We start from the raw sequence: 22391 nt of genomic DNA, 5'->3' as shown, positions 1-22391 counted from the left end.
ACGTCTGTACACGTCCTGATCAGCCAGGCAGGCCGCACCGCGCGCCCGGCGCCGGCAGCTCCCCGGTCCACAGGTACCGGTGCACGTGCTCGCGGACGCAGGCGTGGCCGCGCAGGTAGAGCGCGTGGTTGCCCTCGGCGGGCAGATAGGCGCCACGCAGTTGCGCGGCGACCCGGCGGCCGTGCTCGGCGGGCGTCAACGGGTCGTGCTCGCCGTTGGCGATGAGCACCCGGGGCATCGGCGACAGTGGGGCCGGCGGGTTCAGCCCGGTCCGGGGCAGGCCGGAGCAGTGCCCGGACACCCGCCAGGGGTGCGCCGCCCAGCCCAGCCTCGGCGCGACCGCCCGCAGCCGGTCGGTCACCCGGTCCACGGCCGCGAAGTCGTCCGGGTTCGGGAAGTCCGCGCAGAACGCCGTCCGCGCGAGGCTGACGTCGGGCGGGCCTGGCTGGGGGGTCATCGCCGACGTGTCACCGTCCGCCGCGCGCGCGAGCCCGGCGGTCACCGCCGGCCAGCTCCCGTCGTTGCCGATCCTGGCCGCCGTCCACCGGACGACCAGGTCCGCGTCCGGCAGCGCGAGCACCCGGTCCCACACGGCGATCACGTCCCGGCCGTGCAGCGCGCAGCCGGTGTCCTCGGCGCACCAGCCGGCCATCCGGTGGAGGTTGCGCTCGGCGGTCACGGCGCCGGCGCGGGCCCAGTCCGCCGGGTCGCGCCGGGTGTGGTCCAGCACGCTGTCCAGGTACATCCGCCCGACGCGGTCGCCGAACAGCTCGGCGTAGGCCTGGCCGTACACCGTGCCGTACGAGCTGCCGAAGTAGTGCAGGCGGCGTTCACCCAGCGTGCTCCGGATGGCCTCCATGTCATGGGCGACCTGGCGGGCGTTGAGCCGACCCCGGTGGGCGCCCACCTCGTCCGCGCAGTCCTTGGCGAACCGCTCGTTGGCGGCGGCGTACTGGCGGTGGGCGGTCTCGGTCACCGGCACGGACAGCGGCGCCGGGTTCGGGCTCGGACACCGGACGCCCAGCCCGCGCGGGTCGAACACCACCACGTCGAACCGCGCGGCGAGGTCCGCGAACTGGTCGCGGTAGCCGGGGATCGCGAAGTTCGGGATCACCGCCGCCGGCCCGCCGGGGTTGGCCAGCAGAGTCCCCAGCTTGCGGTCCCTGGCCGGGATCTTGAGCAGCGGAACCGTGACCGAGCCGGCGGCCGGACGAGCCCAGTCGGCGGGGACCTGGATGTCCGCGCACCGCAGTCCGTCGTAGCAGTCCCGCCAGGCCAGGTCATCGTCGGTGGTGGCGGTCGCCGACGCGGCCGGACCGAGCAGTCCGACCGCGCTGAGAACCGCCACCACATGCTTGATCAGCACCATCATGCCCCGATTCGACCACCCTGACCGGCGCCGGTCGTCTGCCTTTCGGCATACCTTTGCCATGCGGTGCGATGACCTGATCAGCGAGTCCGACACGTTCCCCAAGACCGGTCGGCAACAGATCGTCGCGGCCGCCAGGCAGTTGCTCGCGCAAGGCGACCTCCCACACGCGCCGAACGCTTGCTGACCGGAGTCGGTGACCATGTCGGTGACCATGCTGTCGCGGTGTCGGCCTGGCCGAGGGCGTTCGACGATCACCGAGAGCGTCCGCCAGCGTGGATGACCTGCGCCGGACGCTACCGGCCGCCGGCCAGTCGGCGGCGGACCTCGGGCACGACGTGCTCGGCCAGCAGGGCCAGGTGCTGGTCGACGTACTCCCGGGGGCACGCGCTGTTGAACACGACGGTGGTCGCGCCGGCCTCGATGTACTCGAGCACCCGCCCGACGGCGTAGTCGACGTCGCCGACGACCAGGTAGCGACCGGCCATCGTGGTGAAGTCCTGCCGGTAGGTCCTGCCGAGCGCGCCGAGGGCGTAGGACAGCGCGACCTCCGGGTCCTCGTGCACACACGTCCACAGGTAGGCCCCGCCGCGCACCGGGTCCGGCCGCTCGCGGTGGGTCGCGATGGTCGCGAGCGAGCCGGCGAGCCGTTCGGGGCTGTACAGGTAGGGCAACCAGCCGTCGCCGTAACGCGCGGCCCGGCGCATCGCCGCCTCCTGCCGGCCGGCGACCCACACCGGCGGGTACGGGCGTTGCACCGGCGGTGGGCTGATCGTGACGCCGTCGAAGGTCACGAACCGGCCGGCGAACGACACGTCCTCGGCTGTCCACAAGCGACGCATGACCTCCAGTGCCTCGTCGACCCGCGCGCCGCGCTCGGTCCTCGGCACGCCGCACGCGGCGAACTCGCGCGGGTTCTCCCCGCCGACCCCGACGCCGAGCTCGAACCGGCCGCCGCTGATGTTGTCCAGCGCCGCGGTCAGCTTCGCGGCGAGCGCGGCCGGGTAGAGGCCGAGCAGCGTCACCGCGCTCAGCAGCCGGACCGAGCCGGTGGCCGCGGCGACCGCGGCCAGGCTCACGAAGCTGTTGGCGTTGGGCTGGTTGAAGCTGACGTGCTCGCCGGTGGTGATCAGGTCCCAGCCCTGCGCCTCCATCCGCGCGGCCAGCTGGCCGATGGTGGCGTCGATCGCCGGAATGCCCGCGCCGAACCGAATCCCGGTCATGGGGTCACTCCGCGCGCAGTGCGCGGCGGTTGATCTTGCCGTTGGGCGTCTTGGGTAACTCGGCGACGAACTCGACGGCGCGCGGGTACTCGTGTGGACTCAGGTCCGTGCGTACCAGGTTCTGCAGTGCGCCAACGAGATCCTCGCCGGCGGGCCCGGCGGGGACGACGAACGCCTTGACGATGTGGCCCCGGGTCTCGTCCGGGACACCGACGACCGCGGCCTCGGTGACCTGTGGGTGGGTGAGCAGCGTGCGTTCCACCTCCAGCGGGCTGATCGTCCAGCCGGCGGAGATGATCACGTCGTCCGCGCGGCCGGCGTAGTGCAGGTAACCGTCCGCGTCGACCGAGCCGAGATCCTTGGCGCGCAACCAGTTTCCTCGGCGGAACACGCTGATCTCGCCGAGCTGGTCGACCGGTGCCGGGGTGTCGTCCTCGGCGAGCACGGTCACCCGGCAGCCGGGCATCGGCTTGCCGAGCGCTCCCGGTTTCGGTTCGTGGTCGGGAAAGCCGGGGAAGTTGACCACGATCACGCCGGTCTCGGTGGTGCCGTACAGGCCGCACAGCGCGACCCCGGTCGCCTCCCGGAACGCCAGTTGCGATGTCGCGTCCAACTCCTCGCCGGTGTAGGACGCCTTGGTCAGCGCGGTCAGCTCCCCCGCCCGGCCGGCGCGCAGGATCATCCGGTAGATCGTGCTCGCCGCGGCCAGGTTGGTAATCCGGAAGTGCGCCAGGGCGTCGATCAGCGCGTCCGGCGCGAACCGGCCCGACCACGCGCCGACGGCAACGCCGAGCGACCACGGCGCGATCGTGCCGTGCCACAGGCCGTGTCCCCAGGCCGGTGAGGACGGACAGAAGAACCGGTCGCCGGGCGCGATCCCGGAGGCGAACAGCGCGGCCCGCATCAGCGTCACCACCGAGCGGTGCTCGTGGCGGACCGCCTCTGGCAGCAGTCTGGTGGTGCCCGAGGTGTACTGCAGCACCGCGGTGTCGTTGGCGCGGGTCGTGGTGACGAACGTGTCGGGGAAGGGCTCAAGGCGCTCGGACAGCGCGCGGTCGAACACGATGTGCTTGCGCCCCAACGACTCCACCACAGGCCTGAGGTTCTCGTCGATGACAACGCACGCCGTGTCGCAGTCGTCCAGCCGGTCGCGCAACGCCTCCGGGCCGAACAGCGTGTACAGCGGGACCGCGATCGCGCCGCGCTTGATGACGCCGAACAACGCGGCGTAGAACTCGCGTGATGGCTCCATCATCACCCCGACCCGGTCCCCCGCCCGCACGCCATCGGCGACGAGGAGGTTCGCGAATCGGGACGAGGCAGCGGCCAGCTCGCCGAAGGTCGGCTCGTCGAACGTGCCGTCGGCGAAGGCGATCCGCGCCGCGGTCGCGTCCGCCGGATGGCGGTCGAGGCACTCGTGGGCGATGTTGAGCCAGTCCTGGTCTCCGTCGAACGCGGCCCAGAGGTCATCCCAGGAGAAGTCCGCGACGGCCTGGGCGGCGGTGTCGTAGCTCGGCCAACGACTCATCTACGTCTCATCTCGTACGTATTTACGAACGAATGTCCCTATCTGAGAACGAGTGTCGAACGGCGCACCGCCGGCCGTCAAGGCTTTGATCGGTACCAGAACGCGTCTTGACGATCGTCACCTTGGGACATACGGTCGGGTTACTTCTCAATTCGGAACATTTGTTCTTATATAGGGACGAGGCGCATGGCGGAGACAATGGAGCTCGCGACGACCTTCGGCCGGATCACCGACGACGCCCTCACCGAGCTGCGCACGACGATCGGCCGGGAGGTCCGCCGGGGCCAGCCCTACATCGAGGAGCTGAACGCCGACGCCATCCGGCACTTCGCCTACGGCATCGGCGACCGCAACCCGCTGTGGGTCGACCGCGACCACGCGGAGTCCACCGAACACGGGCTGCTCGCCCCGCCGACGATCCTGTACGCGATGGACCGGATCCTCAGCGGCTACGTCGGCGGCCTGCCCGGCGTGCACGCGATGTTCGCCGGCACCACGTTCCGCTGGTCGCGCCGGCTGCGCGCCGGCGACCGGCTGCGCGGCACCGCCCGGCTCAAGGAGCTGATCGAGCGGCCGAGCCGGTTCGCCGGCCGCTCCGTGCAGCAGATCTACGAGGTCACCTTCACCGACCAGCACGGCGAGCAGGTCGCGGTCACCGAGTCCTACTGCTTCCGCACCGAGCGTGACGCCGCGCGGGAGAAGGGCAAGTACGCGGCCGAGGACGCTCCCCAGTGGACCGCCGACCAGCTGGCCGAGATCGGCGCCGCCTACCGGCGCCAGGAGGAGGTCCGCCGAGGCGCCACGCCCCGCCGCGTCGACCAGGTCAGCGTCGGCGACGAACTGCCGGCGCTGCTCAAGGGCCCCTACACGGCGACGACCGCGGTGTCCTACCTGCTCGGCTGGGGCGGGCTGTACGTGCGCAGCCACGGGCACGCCTTCCAGCTCTACGAGGACCACCCGGCCCTCGCGATCCCCAACGAGTGGGGCGTCCCCGAGCCGCCGGAGCGGGTGCACTGGGACCCCGACCTCGCCCGCCGCGTCGGCGTGCCCGGTGCCTACGACTACGGCCCGGAGCGGGTGTCCTGGATGGGCCACCTGGTGACCGACTGGATGGGCGACGACGGCTTCCTCGCCGAGCTGGACGTCCAGGTGCGCCGGCACAACCTGATCGGCGACCTGGTCACCTTCGCCGGCACGGTGTCCGAAGTGGACACGGCGACCGGGCGGGTCTCGCTGTCGCTGCGGGCGACCGACCAGCGCGGCGAGGAGTCCGCGCGGGGCACCGCGGTCGTCGAACTGCCCCGCACGTAACTCTCGACAGTTCCCTCGACGACGAGGATCGCGACCATGACAACGCCGTTGCAGTTACTGGTGAACGGGATCGCGCTCGGGTCGCTGCTCGCGGTCGTCGCGTTCGGACTGGCGCTGGTGTTCGGCGTCATGGGCGTGGTCAACTTCCTGCACGCGGAGCTGCTCACGCTCGGCGGGTACGTGACCTACTTCCTGGTGATCGAGACCGGCGCGTCGGCGCTGCTCGGCGTCGCCCTCGCGGTCCTGGTTGGACTGTTCATCGGCTACGGCACCCAGCGCGCGGTGATCGGCCGGATCGCGAACCGGCCACCACTGGACGGGTTGCTGCTCACCTACGGGCTCTCGGTGTTCGGGCTCGGCCTGATCACCTACTTCTTCACCGGTGACTACCGCAGCTATCCGGCGCAGTTCGGCGGCGGGCTGCGGCTGGGCGAGGTCTACCTCGCCAACCGGGACCTCGCGGTGATCGGGGTGTGCCTGGTGCTGCTGTTCGCCACCAGCGCGCTGCTGCGCTGGACCCGTACCGGCGCGGCGATGCGGGCCGTGGCCCAACACCGCGACGCCGCGGCGGCGTGCGGCATCAACCTCGCGCGCATCGACGCGTTCGCCTACGCGTTGGGCGGCGGGCTCGGCGCGGCGGCCGGCGCGATCCTGTCGACGAGCTTCGTCACCACCCCGGAGCTTGGCCACCAGTGGCTGCTGATCGGGTTCGTCGTGGTCGTGCTCGGTGGGCTGGGCAGCCTCGTCGGGGTCGTGGCCGGCGGCCTGGTGATCGGCCTGCTACAGGTGGTGCTCGGCTACCTGTTCGACGACAGCTGGGCACAGCTGCAGATCTACCTGCTGCTGTTCGTGCTGCTCCTGGTCCGACCCGGCGGCCTGGCCAGAAAGGCAGAAACCACATGACAACCGACACGGTCGCGCGCACGCCGTCGACGACGGTCCGCGCGCGCCGTCACGGCTACGGCACGCTCGCCGTGGTGGCCGTCGCGGTGCTCGCGGCGACGATGCCGCTGTGGGGCCTGGACAGCTACACCCTCTCGGTCGCTTACACCATCGCGTTCTACGCCGCGGTCGCCCAGGCGTGGAACCTGATGTCCGGGTTCACCGGCTACATCTCCTTCGCGCACGGCGCGTTGGTCGGCATCGGCAGCTATGCCGGGATCCTGGCGATGAACGCGGGCAGCGGGCTGGTGGTCGCCATGCTGTGTGGCGCGGCGACGGCCGGCGTGGCGGCGATGCTGATCGGCCTGCCGAGCCTGCGGCTGCGGGGCATCGCGTTCGCCTTCGCCACCATCTTCTTCCAGGCGGCGCTGCTGATCGCGGTGCAGAAGGCGGTGCCGCTCACCGGCGGCTCGCAGGGGCTGACCGCCACCGACATCGTGCCGCTGGAGACCCTGTTCACCGCGATGGTGGTGGTCGCCGGCGGCGCGACGCTGGTGGTGCACCTGTTGCGCCGGTCCCGCCTTGGCCTGCGGCTGCTCTCGATCCGCGAGGACGAGACGGCCGCGCGCGCGATCGGCATCGGGACGGTGCGGCTCAAGCTCGGGGCGTTCGCGGTGAGCGCGGTGTTCGCCGGCGCGGCGGGCGCGGTGCACGCGTTTTTCCTGGCCACCATCTTCCCGCAGAACGTGTTCACCCTGCAGAGCTCGGTCGAGCCGCTGGTGCTCACGCTCATCGGCGGCGTCGCCTCCGCCGCCGGGCCGGTGGTGATGTCCGCGATCTACGGCATCTCCCAGGAAGCGTTGCAGCAGCTGGGATCCGAGCTGCACCTGGCGATGCTCGGCGCGATTCTGGTGCTGGCCGTGCTGTTCGCCCGCAACGGGCTCGCCGGGCTCGTGACCAGCTGGCGCGCGCGGCGGCGGAAGGAGAGCTCCGATGAGTGAGGCACTGCTGGACGTCCGCGATCTCGCGGTGCGCTTCGGTGGCGTGCGCGCGTTGGACGGGGTGAGCGTCGCGATCACCGAGGAGCACCGGTTCTGGGGCCTGATCGGACCGAACGGCTCTGGCAAGACCACGCTGTTCAACACCGTCAGCGGGCTGTACCGGCCGAACGAGGGCACGGTGGCCGGGTCCGCGCTGCGTCGCCGCCGGGGCACCGTGCCCGGCCTCGGCCGCACCTTCCAGCACCCGAGGGTGTTCGGCCGACTGTCCGTTGTGGAGAACCTGCTCGCCGCGAGCGCGGCGATGGGCAGGCGGACCGCCACCCGGCGCGCGGACGACCTGCTGGAACTGCTGGACCTCACCCGGGTCGCCGACCGGTTCGCCGGCGAGCTGTCCATCGGCCAGCAGAAGCTCGTGGAGCTGGCCAGGGCGCTGATGCGCGACCCCGCGCTGGTGCTGCTCGACGAGGTCGCCGCCGGAGTCCACCCGCGACTGCGCGCCGAGATCGCCAGGCACCTGCGCACCCTGGCCGAGCGGGGCACCCGGTTCCTCATCATCGAGCACGACATGCGGTTCCTGATGGAGCTGTGCACGCGGATCTTCTGTATGGCGCACGGCAAGGTGATCGCCACCGGCACCCCAACCGAGATCCGGGCCGACGCCCGGGTCGCGGCCGAGTACCTGGGCAGGGGCTATGACCGACACTGAAGTACTGACCCTGACCGGGGTCGAGGCCGGCTACGGCCCGTTCACCGTGCTGCACGGTGTCGACCTGACCGTGCACGCGGGCGAGACCGTCGCGCTGATCGGCGCAAACGGGGCCGGCAAGTCCACAGTGCTCAAGGTCGTCGGCGGGTTCCTCAACCCCACCAAGGGAAACATCAAGCTCGGCGGCGAGGACGTCACCCGGCGCAGGCCGCACGAGCTGCTCGCACGCGGCTGTGCCTACGTCGCGCAGGGCCAGGACCTGTTCCCCGACCTGACCGTGACCAAGAACGTGGAGATGGGCGGGTACCTGCTGCGCAACCGGGCGCTGGTGGCCGAACGGCTCGCGTTCTGCACGGAGCTGTTCCCCATGTTGGCGGACAAGGGTTCGGTCAAGGCGGGTGGGCTGTCCGGCGGCGAGCGCCAGCAGCTCAAGATCGCGCGGGCGCTGATGACCCGGCCGAGGCTGCTGCTGCTCGACGAGCCGACCGCCGGGCTCTCCCCGATCCTGGTCGACCAGGCCTTCACCGACCTTGCGACGGTGCGCGAGCGCACCGACGCGGCCGTGCTGCTCGTCGAGCAGAACATCGCCAAGGGCCTGGAGTACGCGGACCGGGCCTGCATTCTCGATCTCGGGGTCATCACCGTCGACACCGACGCGGACACGTTGCTGCACAACTCCGTGCTGCACGAGCTGTATCTCGGGGGCGAACCGGAAGTCCATTCCGGACAGGAAAGGAACGTCTGATGAAGCGCAGTCACACAGTGGTGGCGGCGATCGCGGCGGTGTCGGCGTTGGCCGTCAGCGGTTGTCAGGGCGCGGCCGACGAGAACACCCTGCGCATCGGCGCGGTGCTGTCGCTGACCGGAAAGTACGCGCCGTCGGCGAAGTACGTCGAGGAGGGCTACCAGTACTGGGCCGACGAGGTCAACGAGAACGGCGGGATCGACGGCAAGCAGGTCGAGGTGATCATCCGGGACGACAAGTCCGACCCGGCGACCGCCGCGAACCTCGCGCGCGGGCTCGTCGAGAAGGACGAGGTGTCGTTCATCCTCGGCCCGTACGGCTCCGGCTCGACCGACACGATGGCCGCGGTCGTCGAGTCGCTGAAGGTGCCGATGCTCGGCACGGTCGCGTCCGACTCCGCGGTGTGGGACCGCCGCCGGCTCACGTGGACGTTCCAGGCGTTCCCCAGCTCGACCTACGACCACGAGGCGTTCCTGGCGATCGCGGAGGAACGCGGGTACGACCGGATCACGATCGTGCACGAGGAGGTCGGGTACTCCACGGCCGCGGCCGAATGGGGCAAGGCCGAGGCGGAGAAGCGCGGGATGACCGTGCAGTCCCTGAGCTATCCCTCCGATCTGCAGGACTTCGGCTCGCTCGTGGCGAAGATGAAGAGCTTCAACCCCCAGGGCGTCACCATGGGCGGCTACTACGAGCCGAGCATCACCCTCACCAAGGAGATGTCCGCCCAGCGGTTCAACGTGCCCGCCTACCACTTCATCCAGTCGGCCGACGGCGTCACCGCGGAGGCGTTGGGACCGGACGTGAACGGCATCCTCGGCCGGTCCTCGTGGGAGCCGCAGCTGCCGACCGAGGGCAACGAGGAGTTCGTCGCCGGCTATCAGAAGATGTTCGACCGCGAGCCGAGCTACCACTCCGCGGCGGCCTACGCGGTCGGCCAGGTCGCCGAGGCCGCGATCGAGGCGGGCGGCGGCGACCAGGAGAAGGTGCGGGAGTTCATCGCCACCAACAAGGTCGACACCATCGGCGGCGTGTTCGAGGTGAACGAGAAGGGCCAGCAGACCGGCATGCACTACGTCGGCACCCAGTGGCAGGACGGCAGGAAGCAGATCGTCTGGCCGGCGGAGGACGTGACCGCAGAGGTCATCGCGCCGAAGGCGAACTGGGCATGAGCCCGGTCGTCGCGCGCGGGCGCTACCTCGAGGAGCTGACCGAGGGCACGGTGTACCAGCACCGTCCCGGTAGGACGGTCGGCGAGGCGGACAACACGCTGTTCTCCACGCTCACGATGAACCCGCAGAGCCTGCACCTGGACGCGGAGTTCAGCGCCGGCACCGAGTTCGGGCAGCGGCTGGTGAACAGCCTGTTCACCCTCTCCACGCTGGTCGGGCTCTCGGTCAACGACCTGACCCAGGCCACCACGGTCGCCAACCTCGGCTTCGGCGCGATCAGCTTCCCGAAACCGGTGTTCCACGGCGACACCCTCTACGCGGAGACCGAGATCATCTCGACCAGGGCGTCGAGGTCGCGGCCGGACGCTGGCGTGGTGGAGTTCGAGCACCGGGCCCGCAACCAGCACGGTGACGTGGTGGCGGTCGCGCGGCGCAGCGCGCTGATGATGCGGACCCCGGCTTGAGTCCGGTGCACGGGCCGGTGCTGCTGTTCTGTCCCGGCGACCGGCCGGACCGCTTCGCCAGGGCGGTGTCGGCGGCCGACTCGGTGATCCTCGACCTGGAGGACGCGGTCGCGCCGAGCGAGAAGGCCGCCGCGCGCGCGGCGGTCGTGCGAGCGCTGACCGAGGGCACCGTGTCGCCGGACCGGTGCGTGGTGCGGATCAACCCGCCGGAGGGCGCGTGGGGCCGCGACGACGTCGCCGCGCTGCGGGACTCCCCGGTCACCACGATGATGCTGCCCAAGGCGGCCGACCCCGACCAGCTCGCCCGGCTCGCGCCGTGGGACGTGGTCGCGCTGTGCGAGACGGCGCGCGGCGTGCTCGCCGCGCGCGAACTGTCCGAAGTGGACAACTGTGTCGGGCTGATGTGGGGCGGCGAGGATCTGACCGCCGACCTCGGCGGCCGGTCCAGCAGGCGCGCGGACGGGAGCTACCTGCCGCACGTCGTGCACGCCAGGACGGCCGTGCTGCTGGCGGCCGGCGCCGCCGGGCGCACCGCGGTCGACGGCGTGTACCTCGATCTCGCCGACCTCGACGGTCTCGGCGCCGAGGCGCGGGACGCGGTGGCGATGGGGTTCGGCGCGAAGGCGTGCCTGCATCCGAGCCAGGTGCCGGTGATCCGCGCCGCCAACGCACCGTCCACAGCGGACCTGGCGTGGGCGCGGAAGGTGCTCGCCGCGGTGGCCGGATCCACCGGGGTCACCACGGTGCGCGGCCGGATGGTCGACGAGCCGGTCCTGCGCCAGGCCCGCGCCATGATCGACGCCGCCGAACGGGAGGAGACCCGTGACTGAGGCCGGAGTACTCGACGGGGTACGCGTGCTCGACGCGTCCCAGCTGCTGCCGGGACCGTGGGCCGCCCAGCTGCTCGGCGACCTCGGTGCGGAGGTGACCAAGGTGGAGCCGCCGGCAGGCGACGGCGGCCGGCAGATCCGCGGCGAGCTGTTCGCCGCGACCAACCGCAACAAGCACAGCGTCGTCGTCGATCTCAAGACACCGAGGGGAAAGGCCGGCTTCCTCGAGCTGGCGCGGGACCACGACGTGCTCGTGGAGGGTTTCCGGCCGGGGGTGATGGACCGGCTCGGCGTCGGGTACGACCAGGTCGCCGAGGTCAACCCGGGCATCGTCTACTGCTCGGTGTCCGGCTATGGCTCCCGCGGCGACCACGCGCCCGGCCACGACATCAACTACCTCGCCGCGTCCGGGGCGCTGTCGTTCAGCGGGCACTGGGGCCAGCCGCCGCGCCGGCCGGGAGTCCCGATGGCCGACCTGGGCTCGTCCTGCTTCGCCGCGCTGTCCATTGTGGGCGCGCTGTTCGACCGCACCCGCACCGGCCGGGGCTGCCACCTCGATGTGAGCATGACCGACGTGATGACCGCGTGGGCGGCCGCGCGTGGGGGACCACGGCTGGAGCGCACCGCCGACGACCGCCGCCACCTCTACCCCACCAACGACGTGTTCCGCACCGCCGACGACCGGTGGCTCGCGCTGGGCGCGGTGGAGGAACGGTTCTGGGAACCGACCCGCGCGGTGCTCGCGACCGTCGACCCGGCCTTCGACGACGACCGGTTCATGGGCCTGGACAACCGGATGCGCCACGGCGACGAGGTGCACGCGTTGCTGCACCGCACCTTCGCCAGGCTGGACCGGGACACCTGGCTGGGCATGTTCGCCGGCACCGACGCGCCGGTCAGTCCCGTGCTCTCGCTGGCCGAGGCCGCCGACCGCGAGCTGGCCGCCGGCAGCGGCGTGGTGGAAACCCTCGACGGCGAACGGCATGTGGTGTTCCCCGTGCGCCGCGACGGAGTCGTGATGGGGCGGCTGCGCGCCACCGCGCCCGCCCTCGGCGCCGGCACCCCGGAAGGAGTCTGATGTGGACTTCGCACTGAGCGACGACCAGGAACAGATCCGGGCGGCCATCCGCGAGCTCGCCGGCCGGTTCGACGACGACTACTGGTCGGCCCGCGACCAGGCACACGAGTTTCCGTGGGCGTTCTACAACGCCTTCGCCGAGGCCGGCTGGCTGGGTATCGCGATCCCGCAGGCCTACGGCGGCGGTGGGCTCGGCATCACCGAGGCCGGGTTGCTGCTGCAGGAGGTCGCCACCTCCGGTGCGGCGATGAACGGTTGCAGCGCCATGCATCTGACGATCTTCGGCATCAACGTCGTCGCCAAGCACGGCAGCGAACAGCTGCGCCGCGACGTGCTCCCCCGGGTCGTGTCCGGCGAGCTGCACACCTGCTTCGCGGTGACCGAGCCGGACGCGGGCACCGACACCACCCGGGTGCGCACGTTCGCCCGGCGCGACGGCGACGACTACGTGATCAACGGCCGCAAGGTGTGGATCACCAAGGCGGGCGACTGCCAGAAGATGGTGCTGGTCACCAGAACCACGCCGAGGGCGGAGGTGACCAAGCCGACCGACGGGCTGACCCTGTTCCTCGTCGACATCGACCGGGACGCGATGGACATCCGGCCGATCGACAAGATGGGCCGCAACGCCGTGGCCTCCAACGAGGTGCGCATCGACGACCTGCGGGTGCCCGGCGCCGCCAGGATCGGCGAGGAGGGCAAGGGCTTCCGCTACCTGCTCGACGGGCTGAACCCCGAACGCATCCTGCTGGCCCACGAGGCGGTCGGCATCGGCCGGGCCGCGTTGGCCAGGGCGGTGAGCTACGCCCGTGAGCGGGTCGTGTTCGACCGGCCGATCGGGCAGAACCAGGGCATCCAGTTCCCGCTCGCCCGCGCCGCCGCGCAGTTGGACGCGGCGGAGCTGATGGCGCGCAACGCCGCGTGGCGCTACGACAACGGCCTGCCGTGCGCCCGCGAGGCCAACATGGCCAAGCTGTTGTGCGCCGACGCCGGTTTCTACGCCGCGGACCGCGCGGTGCAGACCCACGGCGGCATGGGCTACGCCCGCGAGTACCACGTTGAGCGCTACTTCCGGGAGGCGCGGCTGATGCAGATCGCGCCGATCAGCCAGGAGATGGTGCTCAACTTCATCGGCCAGCACGTCCTGGACCTGCCCCGTTCGTACTGACCTCGGAGGTGTGGCTGTGTCGGATCTGCTTGCCGGGCTGCGCGTCGCGGTCGCCGGCGACGGCCGGGTCGTCCGGGCCGCCGCGTCGATGCTCGTGGACCTCGGCGCCACGGTGTGGCTGCGCTGCGGGCCGGTGGACGAGGACGAGCGGCTGTGGCTCGGCGAGTTCGCCCCGGCACCGGCGTCGCTGGCCGCGGACGTGCTGATCGCCGAACACGACGCGGACACCACCGGGCTGACCGCGCCGGTCGTCGCGCGCCATGCCGGCAGCGGTTCGCTTGCCCCGCAGGCCAACCAGCGGCTCGACGGTCGCGCGCTGGCCGGTCGGGGCGGGGTCGCGGTGGCCATCGGCGAGCCCGACCGCGCTCCGCTGCCGGTGCCCGACGGCTGCCTCGAGCACATGGTCGGCACCCAGCTCGCCGGCGCCGCGCTGGCCGCGGTGCTGGACGGCACCCGCGAGGTCGAGGTGTCCGGAGTGGACGTCGTGGCGTGGAGCGTGGCCACGAACGCCAACCTGTACCTGCCCTACGGCTCGGGCTGGCACCGCGCCGGGCGGCGGGCCAACGGCAGCGGCGGCGGCTACCCGTACTCGATGTTCGACGTCGCCGACGGGCAGTTCTGCCTGATCGGGCGCACCGCGAAGGACTGGGCGACGCTGGTCCAGGCGGCCGGTGCCCCGCCGTGGGCGGCCCAGCCGCGCTACCAGGACCTGCGGGCGATGGGCCGGGACTACCCCCAGGAGGTCGACGATCGGCTGGCGCCCTGGCTGCGGTCGCGGACCAGGGCCGACCTGGTCGCGCTGGCCGCGCGGTTCGGCTTCCCCGGCGGCCCGATCCGCCGCGCCGAGGAGGTGCTGACCAACCCCGCGGTCGGACATCGTTGGCGTACCACGGAAAGCGGCGACCGGCTGCGGGTACCGAGCCCGCCATACGACGTCACCACCACCGCCGGCACCGCCGGCCCGGCGCCGCTGGCCGGCGCGCTGGTGATCGACCTGTCGTGGGTGTGGTCCGGGCCGGCGATCGGCGTCGCGCTCGCCGACCTCGGCGCGACGGTGGTCAAGGTGGAGAGCGCCACCCGGCCGGACAACACCAGAACCCGCGGCCGACCCTCCACTGTGGACATACCGGCCGGCGCGCCGGAACTCGAGCTGACGCCGTACTTCCACGCGGTGAACCGGGGCAAGCGCAGCGTCGGGCTCAACCTGCGCACCGACGACGGCCGGCGGCTGCTCGCCGAGCTGACCGCGCGCGCCGACGTGATAATCGAGAACCTGAGCCCCGGGGTGATGGACCGGCTCGGGGTGGCGCCGCGCCAGGTGCACGCGCGGAACCCGGACTGTGTCTACGTCTCGCTGCGCGGCTACCGCGACCACCCGAGCACCAGGGGACTGCGCGCGTACGCCCCGGTGCTCTCCGGCGGCGCCGGGATCGAGCCGCTGGTGGCCTACGAGGGACAGCCGCCGATCGGCATGATGACCTACGGCCTGTCCGACGCGAACGCGGCCAGCCAGGGGCTGTTGCTGGTGCTGGCCGGGCTGTACGCGCGGCGCGCCCGCGCGACCGGGGCCGCGGTCGCCCTGTCCCAGTTGGACGCCGCGGTCACCGCGAACGGCCTGAACCTCGTGCGCGCGCAACGGAACCGGCTCGCCGGCCACCAGCGCCCGTTCGACCGGGACGAGCCGGTGGTGACCTACGAGGAGCTGCCGGCGGCGCCGTGGACGAGCCCCGACCTGTTCACCACCGTCGCCACGCCCTGGCTGCCGGAGCTGCTCGTGTCCCGGCTGCCGTGGCGCCGCGACGGCCGGCTGCCACCGGTGACCACGGCCGGCCCGGTACTCGGCGCCAACACCGACGAGGAACTGACCGACCGACTCGGCCTACCACCGGACGAGGTCGACCGCCTACGGACGTCCGGAGCGGTGGAATGAACGACCCGCACGCAACCGCACCACACCAACCCAGGCGACCAACAGGGAAGAACGTCGGGGAGGCCGAACAGCGTGATCCGCTCGCGGTGTTGCGGGATGGCGACCGGGTGCTGGTGGGGTGTGGCGCCGGGGAGCCCACCGCGCTGACCGAGTTGCTGGTGGCCCGCCGCCATGAGCTGCCGGACGTGGAGTTGTTGCTTGGCTACAACCTGACCGGCACCATCCGGCCGGAGTCCGTCGACCCGCCGAGAGTGACGGTCTTCGGCGGGTACGGCGCGAACCGGGCGCTCACCGAGACCGGCGCCGCGCGGGTCCTGCCCGTGCACCAGTCCGCGCTGCCGGACCTCGTGTCCGCCGGCGACCTGCGCGTGGACGTGGTGCTGGTGCAGTGTGCACCGGCCGACGCCGCCGGTGACCACAGCCTTGGCGTCACCGCCGACGTGCTGCTGGCCGCCGCCAGGACGGCCCGCGCGGTGGTGGCGGAGGTGAACGAGCGGATGCCGCGCACCCACGGCGACACCCGGCTGCCGGCCGCGCTGATCACCCACGCGGTGCACACCGCCCGTCCGCTGCCCGAACTCCCACCGGCCACACCGTCCACTGTGGATAGACAGATCGCCGAACTGGTCGCCGGGCTGATCCCGGACCGGGCCGTGCTCCAGTTCGGCATCGGGCGGCTGCCGGAGGCGGTCGCCGCGCTGCTCGGCGACCACCGCGACCTCGGCGTGCACTCCGGTCTGCTCGGCGACTGGGTCGTCGACCTCGTCGAGTCCGGTGCGGTCACCAACGCGGCCAAGCCGATCGACCGGGGCGTCACCGTCGGCGGAGTGCTCATGGGCGGGCAGCGGCTCTACGACTGGGCGCACGAGAATCCCGCGCTGTCGGTGCGCGACGCCAGGTACACGCACGGCGCGGCCACGCTGGCCAGGCTCGACACGCTGGTCACGGTGAACGGCGCCATCGAGATCGACCTCACCGGCCAGGTCAACGCCGAGCGGGTGGGCGAACGCTACGTCGGCGCGGTCGGCGGCCAGGTCGACTACGTGCGCGCCGGTTCGAGCGCGCCGCACGGCCGGTCGATCCTGGCGTTCCCGGCCATGGCCGGCGGCACGTCGCGCATCGTGGCCCGGCTGGCCACCGGGGTGGTGACCACGCCGAGAACCGATGTGGACACGGTGGTGACCGAGCACGGGGTCGCCACCCTGCGCGGCCGGACCCTGGCCGAGCGCGCCCGGTTGCTGGCCGGGATCGCCGACCCCGCCGTGCGCGCGGACCTGCTCATGGCAGCTGGGCGGTGATCCGGTCGGCCGCGGCGCGCGCCGCCTTGCGCACTCGCTTGAGCTGCGGGAGAAGTCGGTCGCTCGGGCCGACGATGCTCAGGCACGCCACCAGTTCGTCGCGTTCCCGGATGCCGGCGGCCACGCCGGTGAGCCCGGGCACGGTCTCGTTGCGGTTGACCGCGACCCCGGTCGCCGCGACCTCGGCGAGCTGGACGGCCAGTTCCCTGCGCCGCCGCGCGTTGGGAATCCGGTCGGCCAGATAGGAGTTCAGATCGGCCGGGTCGAGCTCGGCGAGATAGATCTTGCCCATACTGGTCGGCAGCACCGGGCGACGGGTGTTGAGCCGGGCGACGTACTTGATGAGCTGGTGGGACTCGACGCTGGACAGGTAGACGATCGAGTCGCCCATCCGATGGCCGAGCAGGACGGTCTCGTCGAACTCGTCGCGCAGGTCGCGCATCGTGCCGGCCGCCACCTCCTCGAGCAGCGGCCGCTCGACCTGGCCGAGGAGCACCTGGATCGCCGGCCCGAGCGAGTATCCCCCGTCGACCTCCGCGAGATAGCCGACCGACACCAAACCCTTGAGCAGCCCGTGAACCGACGACTTGGGAGCGTCCAACATGGACGCGAGCGCACTCAGCCGAATCCCCTCGTCGGCCGCGGCGGCCTCGAGGATCGCCGCGATCCGCCCCACCGTCCGATGCCGCCGGGTGAGCAAGGCGGGATCACGCCGCTGAACCATCCCGTCAGTATATAGGAACGAGGATTCCTAGTTACGTACGCCGATCAGCGTGGGCACCAGCAGCAGCGAGGTCAGTGACAGCACCGGGCTCGCGACCAGCGCCCAGGTGAACGCCGTGTGGTAGCTGTCCGGATCGGTGGCCGGGCCGAGCACGGTGAAGAAGATCAGGCCGATGACCGCCACACCGAAGGCGATGCCGACCTGCATCAGGGTCTGGATGACGCCCGAGGCCGTGCCCGCGTCGTCCCCCGGCACGTCGTGCAGGGCGGCGCCGATCAGCGGGCTGACCCCCAGCCCCTGACCGAGGCCGACGACGAACATCGGCACGGCCAGCAGCCAGCCGGTCATCGACGAGCCGGCGGCGATCACCACGGTCAGCAGGGCCACGTTGCCCACGAGGTTGATCCCGTAGCCAGTGGTGAGCACGTGGTACCCCACCGCGGCCTGGATGCGCGGGGCCAGCATCGAGCCGAGGCCGAAGGCGACCGCCAACGGCGTGAACGTCAGCCCGGCGTAGAGCGCCGAATGACCGAGGCCGTTCTGCAAGTGCAGCGGCAGCAGGAAGAACAGCCCGCTGTTGCCGGCGAAGAAGATCAGCGCGATGGCGTTGCCCGCGCTGAACGTGCGGATGCGGAACAGCGCGGGCGGGACCAGCGCGAACTGCCCCCGGGACGTGCGGCGCTGCTCGTAGCGCACGAACACCGCCAGCGCGGGCGCGGTGAGCAGCAGCAGCCCGATCAGCCACCGGGGCCAGCCGAGGTCGGTCCCCTGGAGCAGCGGGAAGGACAGCAGGGCCAGGGTCACGGTGAGCAGGCCAAGACCGGGCAGGTCGAGTGTCGGCCGCACGGCGGCCCTGGTGCGCGGCAACGACACCGCCGCCAACGCCAGTGCCCCGAGCGCCACCGGCACGTTGATCAGGAACACGGTCCGCCAGCCGAGCCCGAACAGGTCGGCCTCGACCAGCACACCGCCGATGAGCTGCCCGGCCACCGACGCCAGCGAGATCGTCGTACCGAAGACGGCGAACGCGGTGGCCCGCTGCCGGCCGGTGAAGCTCAGCTGCAGGATCGACAGCACCTGCGGGTACAGCATCGCCGCGCCGCCGGCCTGCGCCACCCGGAACACCACCAGCGTCTCCGGATTGGGCGCCAGCCCGCAGGCCAGTGAGGCCACGCTGAACAACGCCGTGCCGGCGAGGAACAGCGTGCGGTGGCCGTGGATGTCGCCGAGCCGACCGTTCAGCACCAGCAGCAGCCCGTACACCAGGACGTACCCGCCGATGATCAGTTGGAGCTGGGAGGCGGTGGCGCCCAGGTCGGTGCGGATGGCCGGGGTGGCCACATTGACGATGAAGTCGTTGAGCATCGACAGGAACGTGCCGGTCATGACCGCCACCAGCATGAGTCGCTGCCGGCCGAACAGCCTGGTCGCCGAGTCGGACGTGGTCATGCGGTCGATGGTGCTGGCAGACCGGCGGGTGAACAATCGCCGACTCCGCAACGAGCGTTAAGCTGGGCTTAACGATCGAGCAGGTCGGGAGGACTGGCGTGGAGCTCCGTGAGATCGAGTGTTTCCTTGTGCTGGCCGAGGAATCGCACTTCCGGCGCACCGCGGAGCGGCTGCACCTTTCGCCCGCACGGGTGAGCCAGACGATCCAGCTGCTGGAGCGCCGCCTCGGCTCGAGCCTGTTCGAGCGCACCAGCCGGCGGGTCCGCCTCACCGCGCTCGGTGCGCGGTTCTACCAGGAGGTGCGCCCCGCCTACCAGGACCTGCACCGGGCCATCGACCGCGTGGCCGACGCGGCCAGGCGGGTGGACGGCCTGCTGCGGCTGGGTTTTCTCGGCTCGGCGGCCAACGAGCTGACCGCCGACATCCTCGGCCGCTTCGGCGACCGCTTCCCCGCCTGCCGGGTCACGATGAGCGAGGTGCACTGCAACGACCCGCTCGGCCCGCTGCGCGCGGACGCGGTGGACGTGCTGATCACCCGGCTGCCCGTGCGCGAGCAGGACCTGGCCGTCGGCCCGGTGTTGCTGGCCGAGCGACGGCTGCTGGCCGTACCGCGCGAACACCGCTTCGCCGACGCGGCATCTGTCAGCGTCGAGGACCTCGCCACCGAGACCGTGGTCGACATCGCCGGCCCGGCCCCGGACTACTGGTGGGAGGCGCACGCACCGACCAGGACCCCCGGCGGCGCGCGGATCCGGCGCGGCCCGGCCGTGGCCACCTTCCAGGAACTGCTCGCCCAGATCGGCGCGGGCGCCGGGGTGTCGCCCGTGGTGGAGTCGGTCTCCCGCTACCACGCGCGCCCGGACGTGGCGTTGGTGCCGATCCGGGACCTGCCGCTCTCCGAGGTCGCCCTGGTCTGGCGCCGCGGCGCGGAAACCGCGCTGCTGCGCGCCTTCGCCGACACGGCCGTCGAGGTCGCCACCGAGCAGAGCGCACGGCCGGCGAGCGCATGACCACGGACACCTATCCCGACGCCGCCCAGTTCGTGCCGCTGATTCGGCTGGCCGACGCCGTGCTCGCCGATCTGCGGCGCTGGACGGCCGCATTCCTGCCCGGCCACACGGACCTGCCGCTGGTCGGTGCCGCGTTCGGCGCGGCGGTGGTCGGCCCGTGGGCCACCCCGGAAGAGCTACGGCACTCCGCACGCATGGCCGCGTGGGCCTACGCCTTCGACGACCATCTCGAGCAACGGGTGACCGACCCCGGCGAACTAGGTGAACTCGTCGACCGCTGTCTCGCCGTGGTCCACACCGGACAGTCGGACCCCGGAAACCCGTTACTGCACAGCCTGTCCGCCTGGCAACACGAGCTGGCGCGACTGCCAGGCTATCCGCCGCTGGCGTCCCTGTGGCAGACGAGGTTCGCCGCCTGCCTGCGCGGCCACCGCTACGACTGGACCGCCGGCCGGGCACGGGAACGGGGATCCGCGCACGCGGCGGGCATCACCCTGGACGTCGCCGAGTACCTCGACCACGCCGACAGCATCTCCCTCTGGCTGGTGAACCTGCCGCGCTGGGTGGCCTACGGCGGTGCCGACCTGCCGGCACGGCTGGACGTGCTCGTGCCGGCCGTGGACGACCTGACCGTGGCGGTCCGGCTGGCCAACGACCTCGCCACCATCGACCGCGAGCTGAACGAGCCTGGCCAGAACAACATCCTGATGTACGCCGGGGTCACGACGGACTGGGTGCGCGACCAGCTCACCACCCGCCTGACCTCGGTCCGGCGACGCCTGGACCCGCTCCTGGCCGAGAACTTCCTGCCAGCCATGGGAGTCATCCGGCTGTCCGAGTGGGCCACCGGTAGCTACGCCGGCGCCGACCTGCGAGACCTGACCTACTAGCTGGCCAGGAACGCGAACAGGCACACCGGCTGGTCCCGCGATTCCGGCCGCGCGCGGGAGCCAGCCGGTTCAGCCGCCCACCCGCCTCACCGACGCCCAGCGAGCGCGGCCAGCTCGATGGCCTGTTGGCCCGCCGACGCGCCGGACTCGAGAGCCCCTTCCACGAAGCCCACCCAGCCGCTGGCGATATCACTGGTGGCGAAGGCTATCCGGCCGTGCGGCTGCTGAATCGCCGGTAGTTGCGCGGTCAGCTGTCCTGGGCGACGTAACGCCCAGCCGCCACGGGAGAACGGGTCAGCGCCCCAGTCGTGGGTTCGGTGGCTGAGCAGCTGAGTTCCGGGCAACACCTGCTGCAACGCCTGCTCGATGGCGGCCGAGTTGCTCACGTCCAGCGCCGGCAGGGAGTTCAACGCCATCATGATCTGGACGTCGGTGTCGATCCTGCTCTGCGAGATGACGGTCATGAAGGTGTCGTTCTCCGCGCCGTTGACCATCACCGAGTCCGCGACCCCGCGAACCATCAGCCACATCTTCCGCGCGTTGGGCACGCCGACGCCCTCAGTGCTCGCCGTCCGGTGCACCTGGGGCAGACCCGGCGAGAACCTGATCGTGCGCCACATGTTCACCGGCACCGCCACCACCACGGTGCGCGCCGAGTACGCCGCGCCCGACGTGGTGGTCACCACGACCGCACCGCCGGTGTCGTTGATCGAGGACACCGGCGAGTTGAGCCGCAGCTCCGCCCCGGCCTCGTTGAGGATCGCCGTCTCCAGGCTGACCATGCCGGTCTTGATCCGCTGGCTCTGTGCCTGGTACCAGTTCTCCGCGTTCCAGCCGACCAGCGCCCACCACTGCGCCAACGCGGTCAGCGCCCCATAGGTACTCGAGCCGCCGGACTGCCCCGCGGTGGTCCCGTTGATCAGCCGTTCGTCCAGCTCGCTGAGGTTCAGCTGGTTCAGGCGATCCCGAAGCGACAGCACGTCCAGCTCGCCGATCAGGTCCCTGCGGTACAGCGGGTTGTGCGGCATGGGGAAGTACTCCGTGGAGCCTTCGAACAGCCTCGCCAGCAATTCGCCCTGCCGGCCGACGAACTCACCGACCGACATCGGGGTGAACCCGCCGGTCGTGGACACGATCGCCTGGTCAAGAGGCAGGCCGGCGACGGTGGGGATGTTGTAGCGCCGCAACTCCGCGGTGACCAACGGCATCGAGGAGTCCACGAACTGGCCACCGAGTTCGACCACCTCGCCTTCGAAGGTCTCCGTCCAGGTACGACCCCCGATCCGGTTGCGCGCCTCCAGTATCAGGGTGCGCAGACCCTGGGCGCGTAGTTCTCGCGCGGCGATCGCGCCCGCGAACCCGGCGCCCACGACAATCGCGTCATACGTCGGCGCGTCGGCGGAGTCGCCGGTGGCCGCCCCCGCGACACCGGTGGCCGTGGCGGCGATGGTCGCGCCGCCCGCCGCCAGCGCGGCTCCACCGGCGATCAGCAGCTGCCGACGAGATAATCGACTCTCCCGGCGATCATTTCGAATATTCACGACTTCGTCCCTGTTCTTCGGATGCGCGACTGTGCCGGCGCGTGTCCTTGTCCAGGACGTGCGCCGACGCAA

The 22391-nt window shown here is 71.5% G+C and carries 20 protein-coding genes; 14 read left to right on the top strand and 6 right to left on the bottom strand.

The annotated features are described in order from the left end of the window. Positions 1 to 19 precede the first annotated feature (19 nt). From ACYVIP_RS22275 to ACYVIP_RS22265, 3 genes are all read right to left on the bottom strand, one after another. Entirely contained in the window at positions 20 to 1372 is a 1353-nt protein-coding gene (locus ACYVIP_RS22275) for an alpha/beta fold hydrolase (protein ID WP_460399341.1), read from the bottom strand. Between the two features lie 293 nt (positions 1373 to 1665). Beyond that, positions 1666 to 2592: an LLM class flavin-dependent oxidoreductase gene (locus ACYVIP_RS22270; RefSeq protein WP_460399339.1), complete on the bottom strand. Its 927-nt coding sequence runs from the start codon at positions 2590 to 2592 to the stop codon at positions 1666 to 1668. 4 nt (positions 2593 to 2596) lie between these two features. Then, the gene (locus tag ACYVIP_RS22265) at positions 2597 to 4120 is read right to left on the bottom strand and encodes an acyl-CoA synthetase (RefSeq protein ID WP_460399337.1); all 1524 of its coding nucleotides are present in this window, start codon (positions 4118 to 4120) and stop codon (positions 2597 to 2599) included. A 186-nt stretch (positions 4121 to 4306) separates the two neighbouring features. Here ACYVIP_RS22265 and ACYVIP_RS22260 point away from each other — a divergent pair, with 186 nt between their 5' ends. The 12 genes from ACYVIP_RS22260 to ACYVIP_RS22205 are packed head-to-tail and all read left to right on the top strand — an operon-like array spanning position 4307 to position 16705. Beyond that, the gene (locus ACYVIP_RS22260) at positions 4307 to 5431 is read left to right on the top strand and encodes an FAS1-like dehydratase domain-containing protein (protein ID WP_460399335.1); all 1125 of its coding nucleotides are present in this window, start codon (positions 4307 to 4309) and stop codon (positions 5429 to 5431) included. 36 nt (positions 5432 to 5467) lie between these two features. Continuing rightward, positions 5468 to 6334, top strand: a complete 867-nt coding sequence (locus tag ACYVIP_RS22255) for a branched-chain amino acid ABC transporter permease (RefSeq protein ID WP_460399333.1) — start codon at positions 5468 to 5470, stop codon at positions 6332 to 6334. Then, positions 6331 to 7314, top strand: coding sequence for a branched-chain amino acid ABC transporter permease (locus ACYVIP_RS22250; RefSeq protein WP_460399331.1), 984 nt, complete (start codon positions 6331 to 6333; stop codon positions 7312 to 7314). The genes ACYVIP_RS22255 and ACYVIP_RS22250 overlap by 4 nt, the downstream gene beginning before the upstream one ends. Continuing rightward, positions 7307 to 8020 (top strand): ABC transporter ATP-binding protein, encoded by a 714-nt coding sequence (locus ACYVIP_RS22245; RefSeq protein WP_460399329.1) that lies wholly within the window; start codon positions 7307 to 7309, stop codon positions 8018 to 8020. Before ACYVIP_RS22250 ends, ACYVIP_RS22245 begins: the two co-directional genes overlap by 8 nt. Further along, positions 8007 to 8765, top strand: coding sequence for an ABC transporter ATP-binding protein (locus ACYVIP_RS22240; RefSeq protein ID WP_460399327.1), 759 nt, complete (start codon positions 8007 to 8009; stop codon positions 8763 to 8765). The genes ACYVIP_RS22245 and ACYVIP_RS22240 overlap by 14 nt, the downstream gene beginning before the upstream one ends. Continuing rightward, a complete protein-coding gene (locus ACYVIP_RS22235) occupies positions 8765 to 9937 on the top strand; it encodes an amino acid ABC transporter substrate-binding protein (RefSeq protein WP_460399325.1) in 1173 nt (390 codons plus the stop codon). Before ACYVIP_RS22240 ends, ACYVIP_RS22235 begins: the two co-directional genes overlap by 1 nt. Continuing rightward, positions 9934 to 10401, top strand: a complete 468-nt coding sequence (locus ACYVIP_RS22230) for a MaoC family dehydratase (protein ID WP_460399323.1) — start codon at positions 9934 to 9936, stop codon at positions 10399 to 10401. The genes ACYVIP_RS22235 and ACYVIP_RS22230 overlap by 4 nt, the downstream gene beginning before the upstream one ends. Before the next feature lie 5 nt (positions 10402 to 10406). Next, a complete protein-coding gene (locus tag ACYVIP_RS22225; RefSeq protein ID WP_460399664.1) occupies positions 10407 to 11231 on the top strand; it encodes an HpcH/HpaI aldolase/citrate lyase family protein in 825 nt (274 codons plus the stop codon). Continuing rightward, a complete protein-coding gene (locus ACYVIP_RS22220) occupies positions 11224 to 12309 on the top strand; it encodes a CaiB/BaiF CoA transferase family protein (RefSeq protein WP_460399321.1) in 1086 nt (361 codons plus the stop codon). Before ACYVIP_RS22225 ends, ACYVIP_RS22220 begins: the two co-directional genes overlap by 8 nt. A 1-nt stretch (position 12310) precedes the next feature. Next, complete coding sequence (locus ACYVIP_RS22215) at positions 12311 to 13477, top strand: acyl-CoA dehydrogenase family protein (RefSeq protein WP_460399319.1); 1167 nt, start codon at positions 12311 to 12313, stop codon at positions 13475 to 13477. Positions 13478 to 13493: 16 nt separating this feature from the next. Then, on the top strand, positions 13494 to 15407 hold the full coding sequence (locus ACYVIP_RS22210; RefSeq protein WP_460399317.1) for a CoA transferase: 1914 nt from the start codon (positions 13494 to 13496) through the stop codon (positions 15405 to 15407). Next, positions 15404 to 16705, top strand: coding sequence for an acetyl-CoA hydrolase/transferase family protein (locus ACYVIP_RS22205; protein WP_460399315.1), 1302 nt, complete (start codon positions 15404 to 15406; stop codon positions 16703 to 16705). The genes ACYVIP_RS22210 and ACYVIP_RS22205 overlap by 4 nt, the downstream gene beginning before the upstream one ends. Here ACYVIP_RS22205 and ACYVIP_RS22200 read toward each other — a convergent pair. Both ACYVIP_RS22200 and ACYVIP_RS22195 read right to left on the bottom strand, forming a co-directional pair. Further along, entirely contained in the window at positions 16686 to 17429 is a 744-nt protein-coding gene (locus ACYVIP_RS22200; RefSeq protein ID WP_460399312.1) for an IclR family transcriptional regulator, read from the bottom strand. The genes ACYVIP_RS22205 and ACYVIP_RS22200 overlap by 20 nt on opposite strands. A 27-nt stretch (positions 17430 to 17456) precedes the next feature. Then, positions 17457 to 18878: an MFS transporter gene (locus ACYVIP_RS22195; protein WP_460399310.1), complete on the bottom strand. Its 1422-nt coding sequence runs from the start codon at positions 18876 to 18878 to the stop codon at positions 17457 to 17459. A 98-nt stretch (positions 18879 to 18976) separates the two neighbouring features. On the opposite strand from ACYVIP_RS22195, the gene ACYVIP_RS22190 reads away from it, so the two are divergent. After that, positions 18977 to 19888 carry a LysR family transcriptional regulator gene (locus ACYVIP_RS22190; protein ID WP_460399308.1) on the top strand — a complete coding sequence of 304 codons (912 nt, stop codon included), beginning with the start codon at positions 18977 to 18979 and terminating at the stop codon, positions 19886 to 19888. Further along, positions 19885 to 20778, top strand: coding sequence for an isoprenoid biosynthesis enzyme family protein (locus ACYVIP_RS22185; protein WP_460399306.1), 894 nt, complete (start codon positions 19885 to 19887; stop codon positions 20776 to 20778). Before ACYVIP_RS22190 ends, ACYVIP_RS22185 begins: the two co-directional genes overlap by 4 nt. 86 nt (positions 20779 to 20864) lie before the next feature. Here ACYVIP_RS22185 and ACYVIP_RS22180 read toward each other — a convergent pair whose 3' ends face one another. Then, on the bottom strand, positions 20865 to 22319 hold the full coding sequence (locus ACYVIP_RS22180; RefSeq protein ID WP_460399304.1) for a flavin monoamine oxidase family protein: 1455 nt from the start codon (positions 22317 to 22319) through the stop codon (positions 20865 to 20867). Between the last annotated feature and the right edge of the window lie 72 nt (positions 22320 to 22391).

The organism is Actinophytocola sediminis (assembly GCF_054779715.1).
This window is presented reverse-complemented; position numbering and strand designations above follow the sequence as displayed.

Bases quoted from the DNA above. Each gene is read 5' to 3' on its own strand.
- ACYVIP_RS22275 (WP_460399341.1), bottom strand. From the start codon at position 1,372: ATGATGGTGCTGATCAAGCATGTGGTGGCGGTTCTCAGCGCGGTCGGA.
- ACYVIP_RS22270 (WP_460399339.1), bottom strand. From the start codon at position 2,592: ATGACCGGGATTCGGTTCGGCGCGGGCATTCCGGCGATCGACGCCACC.
- ACYVIP_RS22265 (WP_460399337.1), bottom strand. From the start codon at position 4,120: ATGAGTCGTTGGCCGAGCTACGACACCGCCGCCCAGGCCGTCGCGGAC.
- ACYVIP_RS22260 (WP_460399335.1), top strand. From the start codon at position 4,307: ATGGCGGAGACAATGGAGCTCGCGACGACCTTCGGCCGGATCACCGAC.
- ACYVIP_RS22255 (WP_460399333.1), top strand. From the start codon at position 5,468: ATGACAACGCCGTTGCAGTTACTGGTGAACGGGATCGCGCTCGGGTCG.
- ACYVIP_RS22250 (WP_460399331.1), top strand. From the start codon at position 6,331: ATGACAACCGACACGGTCGCGCGCACGCCGTCGACGACGGTCCGCGCG.
- ACYVIP_RS22245 (WP_460399329.1), top strand. From the start codon at position 7,307: ATGAGTGAGGCACTGCTGGACGTCCGCGATCTCGCGGTGCGCTTCGGT.
- ACYVIP_RS22240 (WP_460399327.1), top strand. From the start codon at position 8,007: ATGACCGACACTGAAGTACTGACCCTGACCGGGGTCGAGGCCGGCTAC.
- ACYVIP_RS22235 (WP_460399325.1), top strand. From the start codon at position 8,765: ATGAAGCGCAGTCACACAGTGGTGGCGGCGATCGCGGCGGTGTCGGCG.
- ACYVIP_RS22230 (WP_460399323.1), top strand. From the start codon at position 9,934: ATGAGCCCGGTCGTCGCGCGCGGGCGCTACCTCGAGGAGCTGACCGAG.
- ACYVIP_RS22205 (WP_460399315.1), top strand. From the start codon at position 15,404: ATGAACGACCCGCACGCAACCGCACCACACCAACCCAGGCGACCAACA.
- ACYVIP_RS22200 (WP_460399312.1), bottom strand. From the start codon at position 17,429: ATGGTTCAGCGGCGTGATCCCGCCTTGCTCACCCGGCGGCATCGGACG.
- ACYVIP_RS22195 (WP_460399310.1), bottom strand. From the start codon at position 18,878: ATGACCACGTCCGACTCGGCGACCAGGCTGTTCGGCCGGCAGCGACTC.
- ACYVIP_RS22185 (WP_460399306.1), top strand. From the start codon at position 19,885: ATGACCACGGACACCTATCCCGACGCCGCCCAGTTCGTGCCGCTGATT.